Here is a 19,965-nt window from a genome sequence, read left to right on the forward strand (position 1 = left end):
CCCCCCCCCCCCCACCCTCTTTTTTTTTCTCTCCGCTCGCGGGGCGCGGGCGGGCGCGCGTGGGGGTGTTGGGGGTTTGGGGGGGGGGGGGGCGCCCCCCCCCAAAAACCCCCCCACGCTGAGCCATTCGTTCAGAATCCGGCGCGGGACCAGGAAATCGAGCACTTCGCGTTGCATCGGTTTCCCTACTTCCAACTTGTCCACGCCATCAACCTGCTGGGCTACAAGAAGTGCGGCGAGTACGTGGGCATCTAGCGCCGCAGTTGACAATTGCAGGATATCTTCGCTCCGGTGCAACTGAATCTCTATCTGCGACGGATTTCCGATATAGCCTTCCGGGAGGAGTATCTCAGTTCCTGTGATTGTAGAAACAGGCGCTAGTCGCTGTTGCGTTGGGCTATCAATCGCCATCAGTGACGCAATGCGATTCTTTATTTCCTGCCACGTCTCGTCACTAAGGACGCCGTTTCGAGTCCTTGGATTGCTCATTTCACTGTAGAACGACGCAAAATCCTTCCACTCCGTTTGTTTGCGACCGCTCCCCGAGACCCCTTGCGTTTTAAGATTTCCGGTAACGTGGCTCAAGATTTCATCTTGCACCTGCGATGAAAAGCCGACGGCATCACGCATACGCAAGAACTCCTTTCCAGTGACCGCGTAATCGCTAATGTCGCCCAGCCGCTTGAGACTTGGCGCGGGCCAATGGACGTCGCTCAAGCTCTTTGGCTGATGAACATGCTCCACCCAAGAACCCGCATTGAAACAATCGTCTTTCGCAACACTCACAAAGCGGGACATATGTCCGGAATAACTGACGATCAGTTCGGTTTTCGCACGGGTGAGGGCCACGTAGAGGCGCGATAGCTCTCTGAAGGATTCGTTCGCCGGAAGCTCTGGGTGTGGTATCACGCGATCAGTGCAATTCAGGACGATCATGACGTCGAATTCGAAACCTTTTGTCTGATCGAGATCGGAAAGAAAGAGCGCGCCTGCCGACAAATCGGTCGAGCCACACAACACTGGTAGTGTAAGACCTCTGGCCAACTCTTCGATCGCTGCTTGCGAGTAGCCACAGATGGCGATGCATGCTTTTTTGATATCAGTTTCGCCCAGTCGATCCGTTACATACGACATCGCCATGGCGAGCTCCTCGTGAACTGAGGAAGCGCTCAACAAGAGCGGATTTGACGACGTGAAGTTAGCAAATTCGGGGGGAGTAATTTCGAGATCAATAGTTCCCGCAGGAATCGTATCAAATGAGCGAGTGAGGACAGTGTAGGCCGCAGCGAGAATCTGACGGCTATTGCGATAATTTTGGTTCAGTCGAATCCATCGGGCTGAGGGCAGGTCGATCTCTGCCGTTTTAAAATCGGAATACTTCGTATGCACGGTCTGAGCCGCATCGCCGCTGAGAAACAAATCGTTGTGCCCGGCCTTGGTCAGCCTTCTGATTATCTTCAACTCTAAAGTACCAAGATCCTGGACTTCGTCAACTAACACATGATCGTACTCGGCAACGAGTGCATCCAGATGTTCGTAAAGGGCCGTCACGATACCAACATCATCGATTGCCCCCACGGCATCCATCTTCTTTTCCCAACCAACGAGTCCTTTGAGGATAGACTCCCTATAGCGTCGCTCGAGCGCGATGACGCGACCGATACGATCCATTTCGAGATAGGCCTGCCGCTCTGTCGGCGAGAAAGCACTGCGAACATAGTCCAACTCTTGCCTCAGATAATCTTGGGGGAAAACTTGCCGGACAAGCAGCGTGCGAGCGACATCCTGCAACACCTCCGCATCCATATTGTTATTCTGACAATGAAAGTACTCCTCCCAAATATCATCGATATGCTCTGATATCGCGAATCCATTCCTGGCGACGGTCTTCTTGCTGTAATACTCATTTTTTCGGGGATTAAACTGCAATAGTTTTTCCCGGCATAGCTCGAAAATCGATCGCACTACGATATTCGATGGTTTTGTGCTCCCGCCCTCTGCCAAGATGAGTTCGGAGATAAGCCGTGCCAATGCATCGTTGAGCGTCAAAATCAGGACGCGACGATCTGGTGCTTGGCGCGCAAGTCTCAACGCCCGATGTATGACTACACATGTTTTCCCTGAACCAGACACTCCCGCAAGACGCGCAGGACCATTGAAGTCCCGACTGACGATCTCACGTTGTGCGGGATGCAGATACAGCATCCACTCTTTGAAGTCGGCGGTCCGGACGAAATGCTCAAAAAGGACCGGATCCACATCCTGAACCCGAACCGTGGTCTCACCCGACACGATCGACGCGCTTTCCGAAGCTGTGAGCACCGTGACCGGTTTAACCGTCTTTTCAAGCAAGTCGATCCGATTCTTTGCCTTGGTCAGGTCGCTTGAACGAAGTGCGAGTAAAACGTCCAACAGTGCGTCACGCAGTTCCGGATCGTCAATTTGTTCCACTGAGTCCAATACCTCTAACTCATCGGTGTGCGACTCGATCGCACATACTCGCGCTTTCGAACTGGTATCTAGTGAGCTGAGTAATTTATCCTTATAGCGAGCACTGAGCTGTTCAAGCACGGGGCCATTGCTCATCCAATCGGTGGGCGAGGCAATCAGACCATGCCGGCCAACTGCAGTGTCGGACACGAAAACGGGATCTACGCGAAGTGCGCCACCGTTCTCGCGTGCAACAAAATCGAGCCCCTTGTTACCGTCCAACCAACCGTCCACTGCTGCATGATCCCCAGCGAAAAGGAAAATGCAAATATCATTGCTATACGCCGTGACTAGCCTCGCGAACCCTGTCAGGTCATATTTGACGCAGTGCGCAATCCGGTTTTCTCCGTGGTTGGTCGTTGGCGTGCCTGCGAACACCTCAGGGTGGGTGTACGCACCCGCGGCGTTTGCTCTGCCCCATATCGCCTCGACGGTTTTGCCGGCTTTCTGAAAGGCTCCTCCCTTCTGATATAGCTTTTTCAACGAGGGCAAAAAATCTTTATACGCCAGATATTGCGGCATGGCCTTCATGGTCTCTTCGATGGTTTTGTTTTTTGCGGCTTCGGTTTGCCGCCCCCGGACATAGATCGACACTTTCGCTTTCGACAGCGCTGGACGGTCACCTCAAAAGCCGTCTTTTGCGATTTATCCAGTCTGCCAGCAGCCGAGCGACTTGTAAATTGCCCCAACGTCCCAAGTAAGCAACCATTTATACTTTTATTCACATTGCCGCCCGTCCATGCCGCCTCAGAGTTTCGTAGCGGCGAAATTGGGGTTTCATCGCTCGCGTTTAGTTCTTCTTTTCGCCGGCGCACGAGCCGCAAAAAATCCATTATGCGTAGCCGTGTGGCGTGATTCGCCGATGCTCTGGGACCTTACGGAGTCGAATAATGGGCGTCGGGCGAGCAGCAATGAACCGGGCCATGCCAGACGTCCTGTCGCGCCTCGATTCACGCCTGCCTCGGGTATTAATAGATTCTCTTCGAGAGCAATGGCAACGACTAGTCGATATCGACAAGCAGATTGCTGCCATCGAGCAACGACTCCGTACATGGTTACGTGAGAACCCGGCCTGCAGGACAATCGCAGAAATCCCGGGCGTGGGGTTTCTCACTGCCACTGCCGCCGTCGCTTCTATGGGCGACCCGAAAGCCTTCCGGTCTGGGAGGGAATTTGCGGCATGGCTGGGCCTTGTTCCCGCGCAGTTCGGAACCGGCGGCAAGGGCCGCCTGCTTGGCATCAGCAAGAGAGGAGACCGGTAACGTTGCAATGGCAAACAGGTAAGATCGGGACTCATCAAACCTGCATCGTCTTCCGGACGTCATGGTCCGTGGCAAAAATGAGGATTGAGTCAGCGGATTCCATTAGGGCCAGCGGGCATCGACCTGCACGGGCCGAATATAAAACCGCAGCCTTTATCTGTTCGACAACGCAATAAGTCCTTGGCAAGCTGGAGGCGTCCATATAAAACCATGGAGAATGAGATTCTCCGGGAAGCCGTGGAGGTGATGAAGTCGCGAAAATGGATTGCGCGCTCACTCTCATTGCCGGGGGACGGCCAGTGACGCTGGTCTGCGACGTTCTCGGTGTGGCGCGCTCAAATGTGTCGGTAAAGCTCGCCCGGACTGCTGACTGGCAGGATGGCCGTCGTGCACGCAAAACGGATGATGCTGGCATTGTCGACGAAATCCGTTTGCTCGTTGCTGACTTGCCGAGCTACGGCTATCGACGCGTCTGGGGCCTGTTGCGAAGCGAGCGGGAATTGCGATGTGAGGTTCCAGTGAACGCGAAACGTGTGTATCGCGTGATGCGCCAGCACGATTTGCTGCTTCACAGGAGGCCAGCGAGGCCGCGCATCGAGCGTCGTGATGACGGCACGGTGGCGGTGCCCAGAAGCAATCAGCGATGGTGCTCTGACGGCTTCGAATTTCGTTGCGACAACGGTGAGCCGCTGCGCGTGACGTTCGCGCTTGATCGCTGTGACCGCCTGCGACCGCGAAGCGATGAGCTGGGCAGCGACGACAGGCGGTCATAGCGGCGACGTGGTGCGCGACGTCATGCTGGCAGCTGTCGAACATCGCTTCGGGAACGTTCGCAAAGCGCCTACGCAAATCGATGGCTGAGCGACAACGGCTCGGGTTACATTGCCGAAAAGACCCGCGCGTTCGCTTCAGATATTGGTCTCAAGCCGCTGACCACGCCCGTATGTAGCCCGCAAAGCAACGGCATGGCAGAAAGCTTCGTCAAGACCATGAAGCGCGATTACGTTGCGTTCATGCCGAAGCCAGACGCGGCGACCGCAGTGCGCAATCTGGCCGTCGCATTCGAACACTACTACGACAAACACCTACATAGCGCGCTGAGATACCGCTCGCCGCGTGAGTTCCGACGTAAAACAGATTCATCAACCTTGGTGTGAGACGGTGTCCGGGAGTACGGGGGCAAATCCACACATCTCAAGCACGACTGCCGACTAAGACCTTGGGCTCTTCTTCTTTTTGTCCTGTAGCTTGCTGCGTGCTATCTTCGGTTGGAACATCTGAAATCTTCTTGCGTCGTGGGCGCCTGGGTTTGGGCTTAATCACCTCTGCTCCGTGCCCCGGAATCTCCGCCTTCTGACCGTATAGCTTTTTTCGAAGATTCTCTGCGTCCTTTGCGGCAAGCGCGCTCAAAAAATTCCGGATGGCGATTACCAAAGACACTAGCGCAGCAACTCCGCCAAACCATCGTTGGAGTTTGATAGTTTCTTTTGTTAGCGACCGTAGTTCGCCGCCGTCTTTCATGGACTTGCAGATTGAATTGGTCTCCGATTCATTGAACCTTGTCTCGCGAGTAATTTTTTGTTCATCTGCACAGTCGGACACATTAAACGACCAATCCTCACCAAACCACCAATCTTTCCAGAGCGCCCTGACCGTTGTAGCGTCAGTCGCGAACCAGGTCCCAGACGCCTTCATTTTAAAGTAAGCTGTAGGCGATGAACCGAGGTTGGCAGCAGAGAAAAATACTATCGACGCGACTACAGCAAAAGTGACTCTGCTTTTGCAATGGTACTTGGATGGTTCCCGAACGATTTCTTTGGTTGTTGCATCAATCCAAGATCGAATTTTTTGAAGATGAAGCATTCCTATGTTATGTGCATCGGCCCAAGCGATAAGATTCTGCATATCGGCAAAAGTCTCGATCTTCAATCGGTAGAGGAATCTGAATTTTTCCAAGTCACGATTTTTTTGAAGGAAAAGTTTCAACGCTGGATCATGTGCATCAGTTTTTCCAGCCATTAAATACCAGATTCGCTCGAGAATGCTCTGGATGGAGCCCGCTCGCCACCAAAAAATCCCCCCCAATATAATGATGGCGACCGAGGCATAAGGCAGCCGTGAAAAGATAGGGCTTTGTATAAATTCTGACAGCGATCCCATGTTACTGATCTCCTTCGCATACAAGATAGTTTCTTCCACAGACCCGAACGACACCGATCCATGTCGCTAACCGTTAGCCGACGGATGATATCCGCGGTACGTACTATGCGTCCCCGCGACATATGAGAGGACAATTTGAGGTTTAATGCTGGGGACAGTTTCTGGCAAAAATCAGCACTCAAACGATTGAAATCGAAAACTGACTGCTGCCTGTTGACCGCGAAAAGCGATCAGCCCAAGCTGCGATCGGTTAGATGCCCCAGATGATGCTGGGTGATGTGTATCTGTGGTATCTGCGTACCTGTTGCCTCTGCAGTTTTAATGGCAAGCCTGCACCTCAGTTTCCCGAGCGGGGGATGCGTCGGGCCGGCCGACACCGTAGTCCGTAGTACCTCGGAAGCGGCCGGATACGTCCTGCTCCGTCGGCTGGTCAAAGTGGATCGGATACCGTCCGACGCTGATCGGCGCAGACTGATTGCGCCTTCCGTCGGTTCCGCGCGCTCCCGTAGAACGCGTTAAAGATGTCAAGTTTGCGCGGGAGCGCCGACCAAGAGTGCTCACGGATTCGGCTGCACCAGCACCGTTCAGCCGTGGTCGGACAAGAGCTTGAAATGCCCCCTCAGGTCTCCCTTTCCTTCCCTCAAAACACCAGCGTTACGCGCCAGATACACACATGCCCGATTGACATCCCAAGGCACTTCGTCGAGCCGTTCCGCGAGTAACGTGAAAGCCTGCCACTCATCGGTACATATCTCAAGCACAAGCCGACGCAATTCGGCTTCCTCCTCAACCACCACATCTCGATCTCCTTCTGCGCTCTCGCACCAGACGATACTGTGATTCCAAATTATGAAGTGGCTCTGGCATCCTGTATCACGCCAAACTGACGGGAAAATCGAAATTTGATTCCGCTTCTTGTAGTAACGCCATGCCTTGTCGGTGCGCGGATCAAGGTTGATGGCCAGCTTCTCCCCACATCCATCTGGACACACCATCACAAATGAGCGCAGCACTCCACGTTCGACGAGGACAAAGTCGCCCGGGCACTTAAGTAGGCTGTCTGCTTCGTGTCGGCGTGCAACCTTCCCTTTATCACGAATTCTAGTCGCCTTCACCAGCCCTCTCCTTGATCTGCATGATAAGCTTGGCACCAAGCTCAAGCGCAACTACGCGCCTCCCCTTATCAGCGACAGTTTGACCTTGCCCCTGTTTGACGAATCCCATAGCCACGGAAATCAGGCCGCTTCGCCTCGCTGAACTGCGGCCCAGTTTTTCTCGAACGTCATGGGGCTGACGTAGTTGAGCGTCGAGTGTAGGCGCCGCGCATTGTAAAAGCCGAGCCAATCAATCACTTCATCCATTGCGGCACGCCGCGTGGCGAAGTACTGCGCTCGCTTTGCCTTGCTTGTCATCGTTCTTCTCCTTGCTTGAGTTTACCTGCTCAGCAAGGGATTCGTTTTTCCGGGGCAAGCTCAGTTTTTGGCTCAAACTTGCAATATCTCCACAGAGCAATGACGAGCGCGATGGGATATTCGAGATCATCGCTCTGCTCGTAAGTGCCAAACGAACGAATACGCTGCAAGCACCCGAACAACCACGAGTCGGGTGTCGGTGCAGCATCGATACCGGGTGCAGTCAGAATCGCATCGAGGTCGTAGAAAGGGGTGATCTGCCGTTCCCACTCCGGTTGCTCGAACGGATCACTACTGGAATTCCCGTTGCTTTGCTCGTCAAAGACAAGCGAGACCTCAAGTGTCGCCACGTCAACGCAGAGCGGCGCACGGTTGCCATTATCTGTTGTCCCTCTTACTGCACCGAGATCGATCAGAATGGCGTCGTCGCCGCGTACTCGAACGTTGTCTCCGTGGAGGTCTCCGTGAATCGTCGCCGCGCGATAGCCAAATTTGTATTCGCATAGCGAAGCCCAGAGTTTGCGAACATCAAGATTCTGGCGTCGAATTCGCTCTGAATTCAGATACTCATCACGGATCCAGTCGGGCGATGCAACCCCGAGCCGCACCGCATCGTCAGCGGGTGAGCCGAAGTGCTTTGGTAGTTCCTTGGCTCGGTCTCGCCATCGCCGCAAGGTGCGGTTGAACAAATTCGAAATCGCTGCTTCACCACGCCCCTCTCGTGCGGCTTTGAGAAGCGACTCGGACTTGTCGACGAAGTCTGCTACATACACAGACTTTTTGAGTCCCGCGACGAACACCTCGAGATTGGGACGGAGTTCGAAGGGTACATACGGCGAGACGGCGTTCATCGCACCGACCTCCTCGCTCAACTTGCTGCGATCGCCAATCTTCACAAGTCGTGGCTGCGTCCAGTGCCCAATCGAGGCGTGCTGTTCGCGACGCTTCTCGTACGCCATGAAAACCTTGGAACCGGAACGACCGCCAGAAATCTCCCTGAGGTGCAGTTCGTCTGCGCGCTGAAACGCACGGGCGACAAGCCTCAGCTCTTCGTCGCCAAGCTTCTCGAAGAGGCCGATCTGTTCAATCTTGATATCGTGCCACCTGCGTCCCGGCTGGGAGTCAACGAATAGGTCGAAATTGACCTCCTTCAGATGAGGCCGAATGAATACGACGTTATCCCATTTGTACGTTTCGTCGAGCGCGTGCAGTCGGGTCTTACGGATGTCAAAGGCTTGCTGAGCGGTGGTGCCAAGTATGATGACCCGGATATTGTGGTCAACAAACGCGGCAAGATGCGAGAAGCCAGCTTCTGCTGCTGCACTGTCCCCGTCTTTGTAGCCCAGAACCGCAATGAGAGTCGTGGACAGCAACGCATCATGGACCTCGGTCGCGGGAAGATCCAACAGTATCCTGAACCCTCTCAGCTCGAGGCGGTCCACCTCCCCGGCCAACGGCGGCGCACCAAACCAGAGTATTGTATTTATAAGCTTCATACCCCCTCCACCGGCAGAAAGGGCAAGCCTTTGGTTGGACCATCGCCGATCACCCCTTCGGGACCGCACGTAGCGCAGTCCGGCGCTATCCTGCTCGAAAGAAGGCCAACTCTTCCAGTGAGCGCATCGTAGGACTGCCACCGCGCCCGGGCGGGTATTGCGGTGAAGGCGCCGAGAAACATTGTGACGGCCAGCGACACCATCGTGCTGTTAATGGAAATCACAGCAGGCTGCCTCGCTCCACCTTCATTGAAGTAAGGATCCGCAGCGCGCTCCTCGGGCGTCATAATCTCCTCGCGAATCCGTGCGGCATTCAATGCATTGCTACACCACAAACAAGGGAGGCCTGGTGCAAGCATCTGCGTGCGCCCCGTCACCGCCTGCACTTCGCCTTCGTGCGCATTGATGGAAACACCAATGTCGAATGACGGAATCAGGTATTGGTACGCAAATGCAGAAAGGAACGTGCGACTCGAGTGCGAATCGGTGCAAATGAAAATGCAGTCAACCGTGCGCAGCAATTTTGCAGCTTCGGCAGCCATCACGGAGCCAACGTGGGAGCGCACGATCACATCATCGGCAATGCGGTGGATCATCTCCGCCGCGACCTCAATTTTTTGCCGGCCGACAGACGCCGCGCCAGCCCCGACAACTCGATTCAGATTGGTGTCTTCTACGGTGTCGCCGTCAACGAGCACAAACTGCCGAATCCCGAGATATGCCAACTGCTGAGCGGTAACCGAACCAGTACCGCCCAAACCAACAATCGCGACATTGAGCCGGCGCAAGATTGCTTGTCCGTCTTCGCCGAATGCACGCACTTGCCTGTCGTAACGCTGCTCACCCTGTCCTGCTACGGCAGCGCCGTGAAAAACGACCTTCGATCCAACCTCACGAACCGTGACTCGCTCGCCTTCCCCGAAGCGCCGGGCGTTCAAGTGGCCATCGCACAGAACCAATGAAAAGCACGGACGCCCGTCGCTTCTGCCATTCAAGAAGTCGACGAGCGTCGCTTCCGTCGCGTCGTCCGTCGGCGAAAAGCCAAGAAATCCACTCGGATGCGTATGCAGCAGCGCGAAGCAACGCTTCGTCTGGCGCGCACATCGGGTCACCCTCGTCAAAAACTGCGGAGCGAACGTGATTTCAGTGACGCTCGCAGTGACACAATCGTCGGAACCAGCCACCACGACCTCGTCGACGAGATAGCGGTCGCTGATAGGATCGTAATTCAGATACAGCGCCGCACCCCGCTCAACATCGGAAGCGAGCGCGTCGACAAGACCAGCGAGCGTCGAACCACCGATGACGATTTCGCTCATTGGACCGCCTCAAACCGTCGACGAATTACATTCACGTACGTCGTCAGGATGCAGTTCGACGGATTCCACGGAGTCTGGAGGTGCCATGAGAACCACAGCTTGCCAGGATCCGGCTGGCCGGGGTTCGGCTGTCCGATCTGCGCGTTTTGCGGCATGGCGCTGTTCGCCAAGCGCAACGATGGGTCCGCCCAGAAACAGTCCGGGGCGGCGAACGGGTAGCCGTTCGGCACGACGAACCGGACCTCCGTCATGGTTTGGTTCCAGCCAGCTGGCAGTGGCATCACGGGGATGAGCACCTGATACACCCCATTTCCCATCGCCGTTAGTGATGCGCCCGGATATGCTCGGAGTACGTCAGCGAACTGCTCGTCGAGCGATTTCATACGCGGCCAAAAGTAGCGGGGGGAACGATTGCGAAATGCGCCGGCGTAGTGCGCCCCTTGAATTCGACCACCGTCGTCGGATGGATCACCTCGTCCTCCGAGGAGTCTTCGCTTTCGAGCACGAGCGAATTCGCGGGATTCCAATCCGGCACGCGCGCGGCGATTTGCGCGCCAGTCAGGCTTGCGTGTTCGGTCGTGTACTCGACACCGTCTACGAAATACACGTAGACAGCCGGCGGCGCCTCGCGCTTGTGCGTGCGCAGATGTTCAACGCCCGCACCATCGAGGCGGAACGCCCCCTTCAGCGGCAGCTTCTCGTTGCCCTCTTCGTTGCGATTCCAAAGAAGATCTTCATCTTCCGACACATTCGCCAGCCGGCGAATCTCGCTGATATCAATTGAGGGTTCCCCCCACCACACAGAGTGGGTGTTCACCGTCACTTCGTAGGTCGCGCCAGTCGGGAAGGCATAAAACTCCGCCTTCTGAGCCTCGAGATCAATCTCGTCGTCCGTGCTGACGACCCGCGAGCCGTGGGCAGTCCGCTGGATCAGCACGTAATCGTCCGCCGGCTCATAGCCCCCGTCGGAAAGCAACTGCAAAGACTCGAGCGTACGGACAGCTGTATGCGCCTCTTTGCCATTGATAAGGAATGCGAATTTCACAAAGTGTTCGTTGTCCATATTCCACCTGTCAGTCTTCAAGTTTGGTAGCTTGTGAATGTTTCCGTCAGCGCGCCGCGGTTAAGCCCAAGGAACCTGCCGGCGAGAGGTACAATTAACATGATACATCAACAAACAAGAACCATCAAAGAAACTTTACGCATGTGGTCCGATATGTCTGAAAGCACTGCCAAGAATCGCTGGGGCGTTGAGCAACGTCTTGAATTTATTGACTTTGTTCTGTACTGGGAAGGCGAGATCAATCGATCACGCATCACTGATCAGTTCGGCGTGTCAGGTCAACAAGCTTCCAATGACCTTACGCGCTATCAATTGATTGCACCCCAAAATATCCGCTACGACCTAAGTAGCAAGCGCTATGTACCGACGGAAGAGTTCCGCTGCCGACTCATCAAACCAGATGCCGAGAAGTATCTGGGGCAAGTGCACGCGCTATCGAGTGGAGTGATTCGGAAAGAAGACACGTGGCTCGATATCGGCACCGCAGCTGATTCACTTCCGATTCCCACGCGGGCGGTTGATCCGGAAATACTTCGCGCCATCTTACGAACCATTCGCAGCAATAAATCAATTGAAATTTGCTATCAATCTTTTAATAACGCGACGCCAGAACCCGTCTGGCGACGGATAACTCCTCATGCCTTTGCTTCGGATGGGTTGAGATGGCACGTCCGCGCGTTCTGTCATCGTTCAGGCATATTCAAGGACTTTCTGTTGTCTCGATGCCGTGGAACCCGCGATGAGCAAGCTGCCGAAGCGAGCCAATCGGAAGACACCGAATGGCTTAGCTACTTTGAGGTGAAGCTGATCCCCAATCCCCGGCTTAACCCGTGGGAACGCAAGGCCATCGCACTCGACTACGATATGCACGATGGGGAGGTCACACTTCAGATACGCCTAGCTCTTCTCTATTACTTTGACAAACGTTTCGGTACAGAATTTGAGTGTCGAACACCGCTGGACTTCGCACAGGATCCGAAACGAACACCCGTTGTAATTTCCAATCGAGACGAATACCTCCATGCTATAGGTAGCATAAGCAGTTGGTAGACGTCTGAGTGCGGAGGCCTACATATGGTCAGCGTCATGAGACGGCTGCCCGCGGACCTCGCCAACCATCACGATGGCGTGCTTTGCTCACGTAAACATACAGTTGCGCTTCACGCTTGAAACCGTCGAGCGACTTGCGCCCTCAGGAGCGTACCCATGCTGGGCGTACCAGAAGCAACAAAGCCGACTTTAAGTCGGCTTTGTTGTTGAGGCATAAACTTGCTTTTTGTGACTGGAAGCATATCGTTGCGCCGAGCGCAAAAATATCCTTCCAGTCTCATGCTGGACGTCTTGAAGCATCTCTTTGGGAGGAGGACTATCAAACTGCCCCATGAAACCCATAACTGGGAATGGTTCACCATATCTGAAGCCTGAAGAGACCCCCAACTCCGCCGCACGGTCGACTTCGAACGGCGCGCTGGTTGCTGGAGCTGGTGATTGGCCGAGAATTCCCTCAGTAATTCTCTTTCGCCGAACACCCCTCCGAGGGGGCTAGCCAACTACAGGGGCGCGCGGGGTGGTCTCCATGGTGGCCCATAGATTTTTCGGCAAAAAAAGCCAATAGTTACAGTCATTGCTATTTGGTCTACTTAGACATTTGCGAGCACTGAGTGCACTAGGCGCCCATTCTCAGGTGCGCAGGTTTCGCGTAAAGTCCGTAAGACAATTACTACAGACGAACAGACCGTGAGCCAGACCGGGAATTTCAGCTTTCTAGCCGAGCATTCGCCCCTCCTCGCGCAGCTCGGCGCTGCCGCTGAGCAGACCTTCGCCAGCGACCCGAATACGACCCTCATCAAGCTCCGCCAGTTCGGCGAGGCGATGGCCCAAGACCTAGCTGCGCGCTTTGGCGTCGAGTTCGACCAGACAACGAAGCAGTCGGACCTCATTTTTCAGCTTGATCGCGAGGCGGGTCTCGACAAAGCAATCCGTGGGTTATTCCACACGCTCCGCGTCGAGGGCAACAAGGCTACACACGAGTTCAAGACCCAGCATAAGGAGGCGATGGACGGCCTGAAGGTCGCCCGCGCGCTCGCAATTTGGTTCGAAACGTCATTTGGGAAGCAGGGAACAGCTTTCAAACCGGGCGCATTCGTACCACCTGAAGACCCCAGCACGCACCTGCGCGACCTTCAGATCGAGATTGACAAGCTCAAGGCGCAACTGAAGAGCGCGTCGCAATCCCTCGAAAGCAGCCAGCATCTCGCTGACCTCGTGGCGCAAGAGAAGGAGACGTACGAGACGCTCGCGTTGCAGATGGACGTTGAGGCGAAAACGTACAAGGAACTTGCGTTCGAGCAGGAAGCGGCGCTGAAAAAAGCGCAACAAGCTTTCGACACCCAATTGAAGGCACTCCAGGACCAACTCGATGCGAAGCAGGTTACTCAGGCGAGGATCAGCACACAGAAGGCTACACTGCAACTTGTCCTCTCCGAAGACTTGACACGCATTCTCATCGACAAGCAGTTGATGGAAGCGGGGTGGGACGCGGATTCCGTGGAGCTAAAGTACGGAAAGGGCGTGCGCCCGGAGCCGGGAAAGAACAAAGCCATCGCGGAATGGCCGACCCACGAAGGTCCGGCCGACTACATGCTATTCGCAGGCATGATGCCCATTGCCATCGTAGAGGCGAAGAAGAAAAGCAAGGGGGTGGCGGATACTATCCAGCAGGCGGAGCGATACTCGCGTGGTTTGAAGCTCACACCAGAGCTAGTCGCACCGTGGCAAGCGGCGGGGCAGACGGGGCCGTGGCCCGATGGTCAAAAGGGCTCCTTCAAAGTCCCGTTCGTGTATTCGTGCAACAGTCGCCCTTACATCAAGCAACTAGCTGAGCAGAGCGGCACGTGGTTTCGTGACGTTAGGGCCCCCTCGAATCTATCCAGTCCTCTCGCAGGTTTCCATCAGCCTGACGGTCTAATTGATCGGCTGAAGCGAAGCAAAGAAGACGCCGAAGCGAAGCTTGCGTTAGAAAGCTTCGACTATCTTCGGTTGCGTGATTATCAAGTCAAGGCCATTCAGGCCGTCGAGGAAGCGCTATCTGACGGGCAGCGCGCTACGCTCGTTGCGATGGCGACCGGTACAGGCAAGACGCGCACTATCATTGGCCTGATGTACCGCCTATTGAAGGCAGAGCGCTTCCGGCGCATCCTCTTTCTCGTCGACCGCACAGCGTTGGGGCAGCAGGCGACTGACACCTTTGACGAAGCATTGCTTGAACAAAATCAGCCGCTATCGAAAATTTATAACGTCGCGAAGCTCGGCGATATGGCAGCAGAGGCAGAAACCCGTGTTCAAGTTGCCACGGTTCAGGCGATGGTTCGGCGCATCCTCCAGTCTGAGTCGCCACCAGGTGTTGACGAATTCGATTGCATCATCATTGATGAAGCACACCGCGGCTATACGCTCGATCAGGAGATGACAGAAGGCGAGCTTGTGATGCGCGATCAAAATCAATACCTGTCCAGCTATCGTCGCGTGCTCGACTATTTTGACGCGGTGAAGGTTGCGCTAACTGCGACGCCCGCGAAGCACACCACTGAGATATTCGGAAAGCCGGTCTACACGTATTCGTATCGCGAGGCCGTTGCGGACGACTGGCTGATCGACCATGAACCTCCAATTCGATACGAGACGCTTCTCTCAAAGAACGGTATTAGCTTCGCGAAGGGCGAGACAGTCACAGCAATCAATACCTCGACGGGTGAGATAGAGTTGTCGGAGTTGGAGGATGAGTTGAGCTTTGGCGTTGATGCATTCAATAAGAGTGTCATTAGTGAGCCGTTCAACAAGGTCATCTGCGACGAGTTGGCGAAGGAGTTGGACCCGTTCGGAGACGAGAAAACACTCATCTTCTGCGCTACCGATATGCATGCAGAGATGGTGAAGCGCTTACTTGGCGAGGCTTTCAAAGAGCAATATGGCGACTCGTACAACGAGGCAGCAGTCGAGAAGATAACCGGCCAGTCAGATAAGGTTAGCCAGCTCATTCGACTATATAAAAACGAGAAGTATCCTAGCATTGCCATCACGGTTGATCTGCTGACTACGGGCATCGACGTGCCAACAATCTCCCACCTCGTGTTCCTGCGCCGAGTGCGTTCCCGAATCCTCTATGAGCAGATGATCGGCCGAGCAACGCGCCGATGTGATGAAATCGGCAAGACCGTTTTCAAGATTTATGACCCGGTAGACATCTACGCTGCGCTTCAGGACGTATCAACTATGAAGCCGCTAGTTAAGGACCCGAACGTCACGATGGAGCAGTTGATCGGGGAGCTTATGGACCCCGCTAGCATTGACGCGCCGGGCAGTGCGCCCGATCGCACGCACGCTCACGAGGTACTCGATGCGTTGAGCCAAGGCTTGATGCGTGTGCTTAGAAAAGCAACGCATGCAGCGGAGAAGAGGCCTGCCTTGCACGAGCGACTCGCCCAGCTTGAGCAAGTCTGGGGCGTACGACCAAGTAAGCTCCACGAGCATTTGCATTCGTTAGGGCCGGCTGGCGCAGCGGACTTCGTGCGTAAGCATATGCAGCTTTTGGAGCAGCTTGCCGAGGTGAAGCAACTTGTGGGCACTGGGCACATGCCGATCATCTCCGAGCACGCGGACGAGCTTGTGCTGCGCGAGCAAAGCTATGGCGAATACGGACGCCCGGAAGATTACCTCGATAGTTTCAATCACTTCATCCGCGAGCAAATCAATCAGTCGGCTGCTTTATCGGTTGTCGTGAATCGCCCGAAGGACCTGACGCGTGCAGAACTAAAAGAGGTCCGCATGTTGCTCGATCAGCACGGCTTTACCGAGGCGCGAATCAAGAGCGCATGGCGGCAGCAAACGAATCAAGAGATTGCCGCCAGCATCGTCGGCTTCATCCGACGGGCCGCGCTGGGCGAGGCTCTAATATCGTTCGATCAGCGCGTAGCTCAAGCGATGGAAAGGATCTACAAGCTTACAAATTGGACGCCCGTGCAGCGCACATGGCTGGGACGGCTGGCCAAGCAACTCGCGCACGAAGTCGTTGTCGATCAGCAATTCGTGAACAGCACGTTCGCGAACGATGGCGGGGCGAAGCAGCTCGACAAAATGCTCGGCGGCAAGCTGGATACTGTGCTGCAAGACCTGGCGGAAGCGTTGTGGCCACAGGTGGCATAATTTAGCCCAAATTCTTCGCGGATCGTCATCGAATGCCCTATCGACGACCTGTCAACCCTTTCTGAATCGGACCCCATGAGCAATAACGATATCGTCCAGAAACTGTGGAACCTATGCGACGTTCTGCGCGACGATGGCATCAATTATTCAGACTACGTTGCGGAGCTGGTGCTGCTCCTTTTCATCAAGATGGAATATGAGAATGCCCAGAGCGGCGTGCTCAGCAAGCATAAGTTGCCTGAGGGCTCACGCTGGACCGATCTGACCGAAAAGAGCGGCTTGAACCTGTTGAACCACTATCGGGCCACATTGCTTTCCCTCAGTCAAAGCACTGATCCGTTGATTGCGGCGATCTATGCTGACGCGCAGACCAGCCTGAAGGAGCCTCGCCATCTTGAGCAACTTGTGAAGAGTCTCGATGGTATCGACTGGTTCTCGGCGAAGCGGGACGGACTCGGCGATCTGTACGAGGGGCTGCTTCAAAAGAACGCGAGTGAGACGAAGTCGGGAGCTGGCCAGTACTTCACCCCGCGCCCACTCATCGACAGCATCATTCACATCATCAAGCCGCAACATGGCGAGACGATTCAGGACCCGGCGGCCGGTACGGCGGGCTTCTTGATAGCAGCAGATGCTTACATCAAATCGCACACCGATAACCTGTACAACCTCAACGCCAAGCAGCAGAAGTTCCAGCGCAACAAGGCGTTTCTCGGTATGGAGTTAGTGTCCAGCACGAGACGGCTGGCGTTGATGAACTGCATGCTGCATGGCATGGAAGGCGACGATGAGGGCGTAGTGCACATCGGCAATACGCTTGGCAATGCCGGTGCCTCTTTACCCAAGGCTGACATCATCCTCAGCAATCCGCCATTCGGCACGGCGAAGGGCGGCGGTGGTCCCACGCGTGACGACTTGACCTACGCAACGGGTAACAAACAATTGGCTTTCTTGCAGCATATCGTTCGGCACCTGAAAGATGGTGGTCGCGCCGCCGTCGTGGTGCCTGATAACGTCCTGTTCGAAGCGGGCGTTGGAGCTGACATTCGTCGCGACCTGATGAACAAGTGCAACCTGCACACAATCCTGCGCTTGCCGACAGGCATCTTCTATGCGCAAGGCGTGAAGACAAACGTATTGTTCTTTAGAAAGATTAGCCAAGCGGCTACTGGCAGTACGAAGCAGGTATGGGTGTACGACCTACGTGCAAATGCACCGAAATTTGGCAAGCGTACGTCGCTATCGCGCGACTACTTCACTGAATTCGAAGCTGCTTATGGCGAAGCGGCAGACGGCACAAGTAATCGAGCAGATCAGGGGGAGACCGGCAGATTCCGCTCGTTCAGCCGTCAGTGGATCGCAGACCGAAACGATGGCTTAGATATCGCTTGGCTCAAAGATGAGAACGCAGAAGATGCCGCTGATCTACCGGAACCCGCTGTGCTGGCACAAGAGGCAATTGGCGAGCTGAATGTCGCCGTTGCTGCTCTGGAACAAATGTTAGCGGAGCTTGGTGAGGAGAATCGCGTATGACCTGTCTACCAAATGGCTGGATGACATGGACTATTGCAGACCTCGGTGGGATGACCGGAGGTAAGACGCCTAGTAAAGCCGTCGAATCGTTTTGGTCCGGAGGCGCGGTTCCTTGGGTTTCGCCTAAAGACATGAAGGTCTTCGACCTTAAAGCGACTGAGGACACTATCACGGACGAAGCCGTTTCAGGGGCCGGAATGGCGTTGCTTCCGCCGGAGACCGTACTAATGGTCACGCGAAGCGGAATCTTGGCGCATAGCTTTCCAGTCGCGATAGCAAAGACACAGGTGACGATCAATCAAGATATCAAGGCGGTTAAACCGTCGCCAGGACGCTTTTTACCCCGCTATTTGGCCTACAACCTGCGGGCTCAGGGACAGACTATCCTCTCGACATGCGCCAAGGCAGGCACAACCGTAGCGAGCGTCGACTCTGGCTCGTTGGAACGTTATCCATTTCCGTTCGCCCCTCTTCCCGAGCAAAAGCGCATCGCCGACAAGCTCGACACCATACTCGCGCGTGTGGATGCTTGCCGAGGGCGGCTTGACCGCGCTTCCGATAAACTCAGACTTTTTCGCAAGTCTGTTTTGCATGCAGCCGTGTCGGGGCAACTTAGCACGAGTTGTGGTGGAGACGGCAAACATACCTGGACGAAGGCACGAGCTGCCGACGTGTGTGCGAAGGTACAGAGCGGAGGCACGCCGAAAAGCGGCTTCGTTGGCGAGTCCGGAATTCCCTTTCTGAAGGTCTACAACATCGTGGACCAGCAAGTGGCTTTTGATTACCGCCCACAATTTGTGACTGCGGAAGTGAATCGTGGACCGCTAGCCAAGTCTGTGACGTTGCCAGGTGACGTGTTGATGAATATCGTCGGACCGCCTTTAGGCAAAGTGGCGGTAGTTCCATACGAGTACGACGAATGGAACATAAACCAAGCAATCACCCTCTTTCGACCGAGCGAAAAAATCACGACTGGATGGCTCTATATCCTTCTGTGCCATGGGGAAAATATCAGAGACATTGTTAACGAAACGAAGGGCTCAGCAGGGCAAGTTAATATCTCGCTATCGCAATGCAGAGACTTTTTATTTCCTGTTCCGTCGATTGATGAGCAAAACAAGATTGTTCGAAAGGTAGGTGAGTTGTTTTCTCTCGCAGACGAAATCGAGAAGCGTCTTGTCACCGCAGAAAAATCAGTAGAACGGTTGACGCCGGCATTGCTCGCCAAAGCCTTCCGAGGCGAACTTGTACCGCAGGACCCGACCGACGAGCCAGCGTCGGAGCTGCTGAAGCGCTTGGCCAAGGGGCGGTTAGCAACAGGCGTTGCTGCGAAGAGCTCGTGCGTGCGCAAAGCCAGTCGAGCAGCGCAGGACGAAGTGGAAGGCTCGGTCTCGGAGTAGCGAGGGTATCGTGGCGAAAATCGTATGCTTGGGTTGGGGCTCGCTCATCTGGAACTCCGGAAACCTGCCCCTTCAGTCTGATTGGTTCGGCGATGGCCCATCTGTGCAGGTCGAGTTCGCACGTCAGTCTAAAAACGGGCGAATCACTCTCGTATTGGATCGAGGCGCGCCACCGGTTCAAGCTCTATGGGCGGTGATGGAGTCTGTCAATTTGAACGCGGCGCGTCACGCCCTAGGCGATCGCGAAGGAATTTCTCCGAAAGCTCGGGGCCGAAAAATCGGCGCGTGGCCGCTGCACGAAGAGCCTCTTCCTGGAATGGTTTTGGACCTTCCAAAGTGGGCGCAGGAACGCGATATTGATGGCGTGGTGTGGACAGCGCTTTCGTCTAAGTTTTGCGGAGAGGAACGCACACCTGAGGGAAAAGAAGTCGTTCGCTACCTAGCGGGTTTGACCGGCGAAACGCGCGAGCTTGCCGAAGAATATGTGCGCAAAGCTCCACGCCAAATCGATACGCCCTATCGGCGAATGATCGAAGCGGCGCTCAATTGGCCCCCAATCTAAGCGGTGAGCAGCGGCTGTGGCTCTGATGGTCAGTTTAGCGCCGACCGAATTCAAACTGCATCGCCT

12 protein-coding genes and 3 pseudogenes are annotated in these 19,965 nt (G+C 55.1%); 7 read left to right on the top strand and 8 right to left on the bottom strand.

Annotation, left to right across the window (positions count from 1 at the left end):
- On the bottom strand, positions 1 to 3,084 hold a 3,084-nt coding region (locus P0D70_RS33670), incomplete at its 3' end, for a UvrD-helicase domain-containing protein (protein WP_408187690.1).
- Between the two features lie 293 nt (positions 3,085 to 3,377).
- Here P0D70_RS33670 and P0D70_RS33675 point away from each other — a divergent pair.
- Positions 3,378 to 3,749, top strand: a pseudogene (locus P0D70_RS33675) (transposase); the annotation flags it as partial.
- A 207-nt stretch (positions 3,750 to 3,956) separates the two neighbouring features.
- A pseudogene (locus tag P0D70_RS33680) lies at positions 3,957 to 4,909 on the top strand (IS3 family transposase); the annotation flags it as partial.
- Positions 4,910 to 4,946: 37 nt separating this feature from the next.
- Here the strand turns inward: P0D70_RS33680 and P0D70_RS33685 are convergent.
- From P0D70_RS33685 to P0D70_RS33715, 7 genes and pseudogenes are all read right to left on the bottom strand, one after another.
- Positions 4,947 to 5,912 carry a DUF6216 family protein gene (locus P0D70_RS33685; protein WP_408187691.1) on the bottom strand — a complete coding sequence of 322 codons (966 nt, stop codon included), beginning with the start codon at positions 5,910 to 5,912 and terminating at the stop codon, positions 4,947 to 4,949.
- Between the two features lie 584 nt (positions 5,913 to 6,496).
- The gene (locus tag P0D70_RS33690; RefSeq protein ID WP_408187692.1) at positions 6,497 to 7,027 is read right to left on the bottom strand and encodes a ubiquitination-like system serine protease family protein; all 531 of its coding nucleotides are present in this window, start codon (positions 7,025 to 7,027) and stop codon (positions 6,497 to 6,499) included.
- Between the two features lie 120 nt (positions 7,028 to 7,147).
- A pseudogene (locus P0D70_RS33695) lies at positions 7,148 to 7,294 on the bottom strand (IS3 family transposase); the annotation flags it as partial.
- A gap of 59 nt (positions 7,295 to 7,353) precedes the next feature.
- Positions 7,354 to 8,820, bottom strand: coding sequence for a protein kinase family protein (locus P0D70_RS33700; RefSeq protein WP_408187693.1), 1,467 nt, complete (start codon positions 8,818 to 8,820; stop codon positions 7,354 to 7,356).
- Positions 8,817 to 10,139 carry a HesA/MoeB/ThiF family protein gene (locus tag P0D70_RS33705; protein WP_408187694.1) on the bottom strand — a complete coding sequence of 441 codons (1,323 nt, stop codon included), beginning with the start codon at positions 10,137 to 10,139 and terminating at the stop codon, positions 8,817 to 8,819. The genes P0D70_RS33700 and P0D70_RS33705 overlap by 4 nt, the downstream gene beginning before the upstream one ends.
- Positions 10,136 to 10,522 carry an E2/UBC family protein gene (locus tag P0D70_RS33710; protein ID WP_408187695.1) on the bottom strand — a complete coding sequence of 129 codons (387 nt, stop codon included), beginning with the start codon at positions 10,520 to 10,522 and terminating at the stop codon, positions 10,136 to 10,138. The genes P0D70_RS33705 and P0D70_RS33710 overlap by 4 nt, the downstream gene beginning before the upstream one ends.
- Complete coding sequence (locus P0D70_RS33715; RefSeq protein ID WP_408187696.1) at positions 10,519 to 11,202, bottom strand: hypothetical protein; 684 nt, start codon at positions 11,200 to 11,202, stop codon at positions 10,519 to 10,521. Before P0D70_RS33715 ends, P0D70_RS33710 begins: the two co-directional genes overlap by 4 nt.
- A gap of 99 nt (positions 11,203 to 11,301) precedes the next feature.
- Here P0D70_RS33715 and P0D70_RS33720 point away from each other — a divergent pair, with 99 nt between their 5' ends.
- From P0D70_RS33720 to P0D70_RS33740, 5 genes are all read left to right on the top strand, one after another.
- Complete coding sequence (locus tag P0D70_RS33720) at positions 11,302 to 12,252, top strand: BrxR family helix-turn-helix transcriptional regulator (RefSeq protein WP_408187697.1); 951 nt, start codon at positions 11,302 to 11,304, stop codon at positions 12,250 to 12,252.
- 687 nt (positions 12,253 to 12,939) lie between these two features.
- Positions 12,940 to 16,404: a type I restriction-modification system endonuclease gene (gene hsdR / locus P0D70_RS33725; RefSeq protein WP_408187698.1), complete on the top strand. Its 3,465-nt coding sequence runs from the start codon at positions 12,940 to 12,942 to the stop codon at positions 16,402 to 16,404.
- 75 nt (positions 16,405 to 16,479) lie between these two features.
- Positions 16,480 to 17,937: a class I SAM-dependent DNA methyltransferase gene (locus P0D70_RS33730; protein WP_408187699.1), complete on the top strand. Its 1,458-nt coding sequence runs from the start codon at positions 16,480 to 16,482 to the stop codon at positions 17,935 to 17,937.
- Entirely contained in the window at positions 17,934 to 19,337 is a 1,404-nt protein-coding gene (locus P0D70_RS33735) for a restriction endonuclease subunit S (protein WP_408187700.1), read from the top strand. Before P0D70_RS33730 ends, P0D70_RS33735 begins: the two co-directional genes overlap by 4 nt.
- Positions 19,338 to 19,347: 10 nt before the next feature.
- Positions 19,348 to 19,899, top strand: coding sequence for a hypothetical protein (locus tag P0D70_RS33740; protein ID WP_408187701.1), 552 nt, complete (start codon positions 19,348 to 19,350; stop codon positions 19,897 to 19,899).
- The last annotated feature ends 66 nt before the right edge of the window (positions 19,900 to 19,965 follow it).

The sequence above is a fragment of the Paraburkholderia sp. RL17-381-BIF-C genome, assembly GCF_046026435.1.
Classification (GTDB): Bacteria; Pseudomonadota; Gammaproteobacteria; order Burkholderiales; family Burkholderiaceae; genus Paraburkholderia.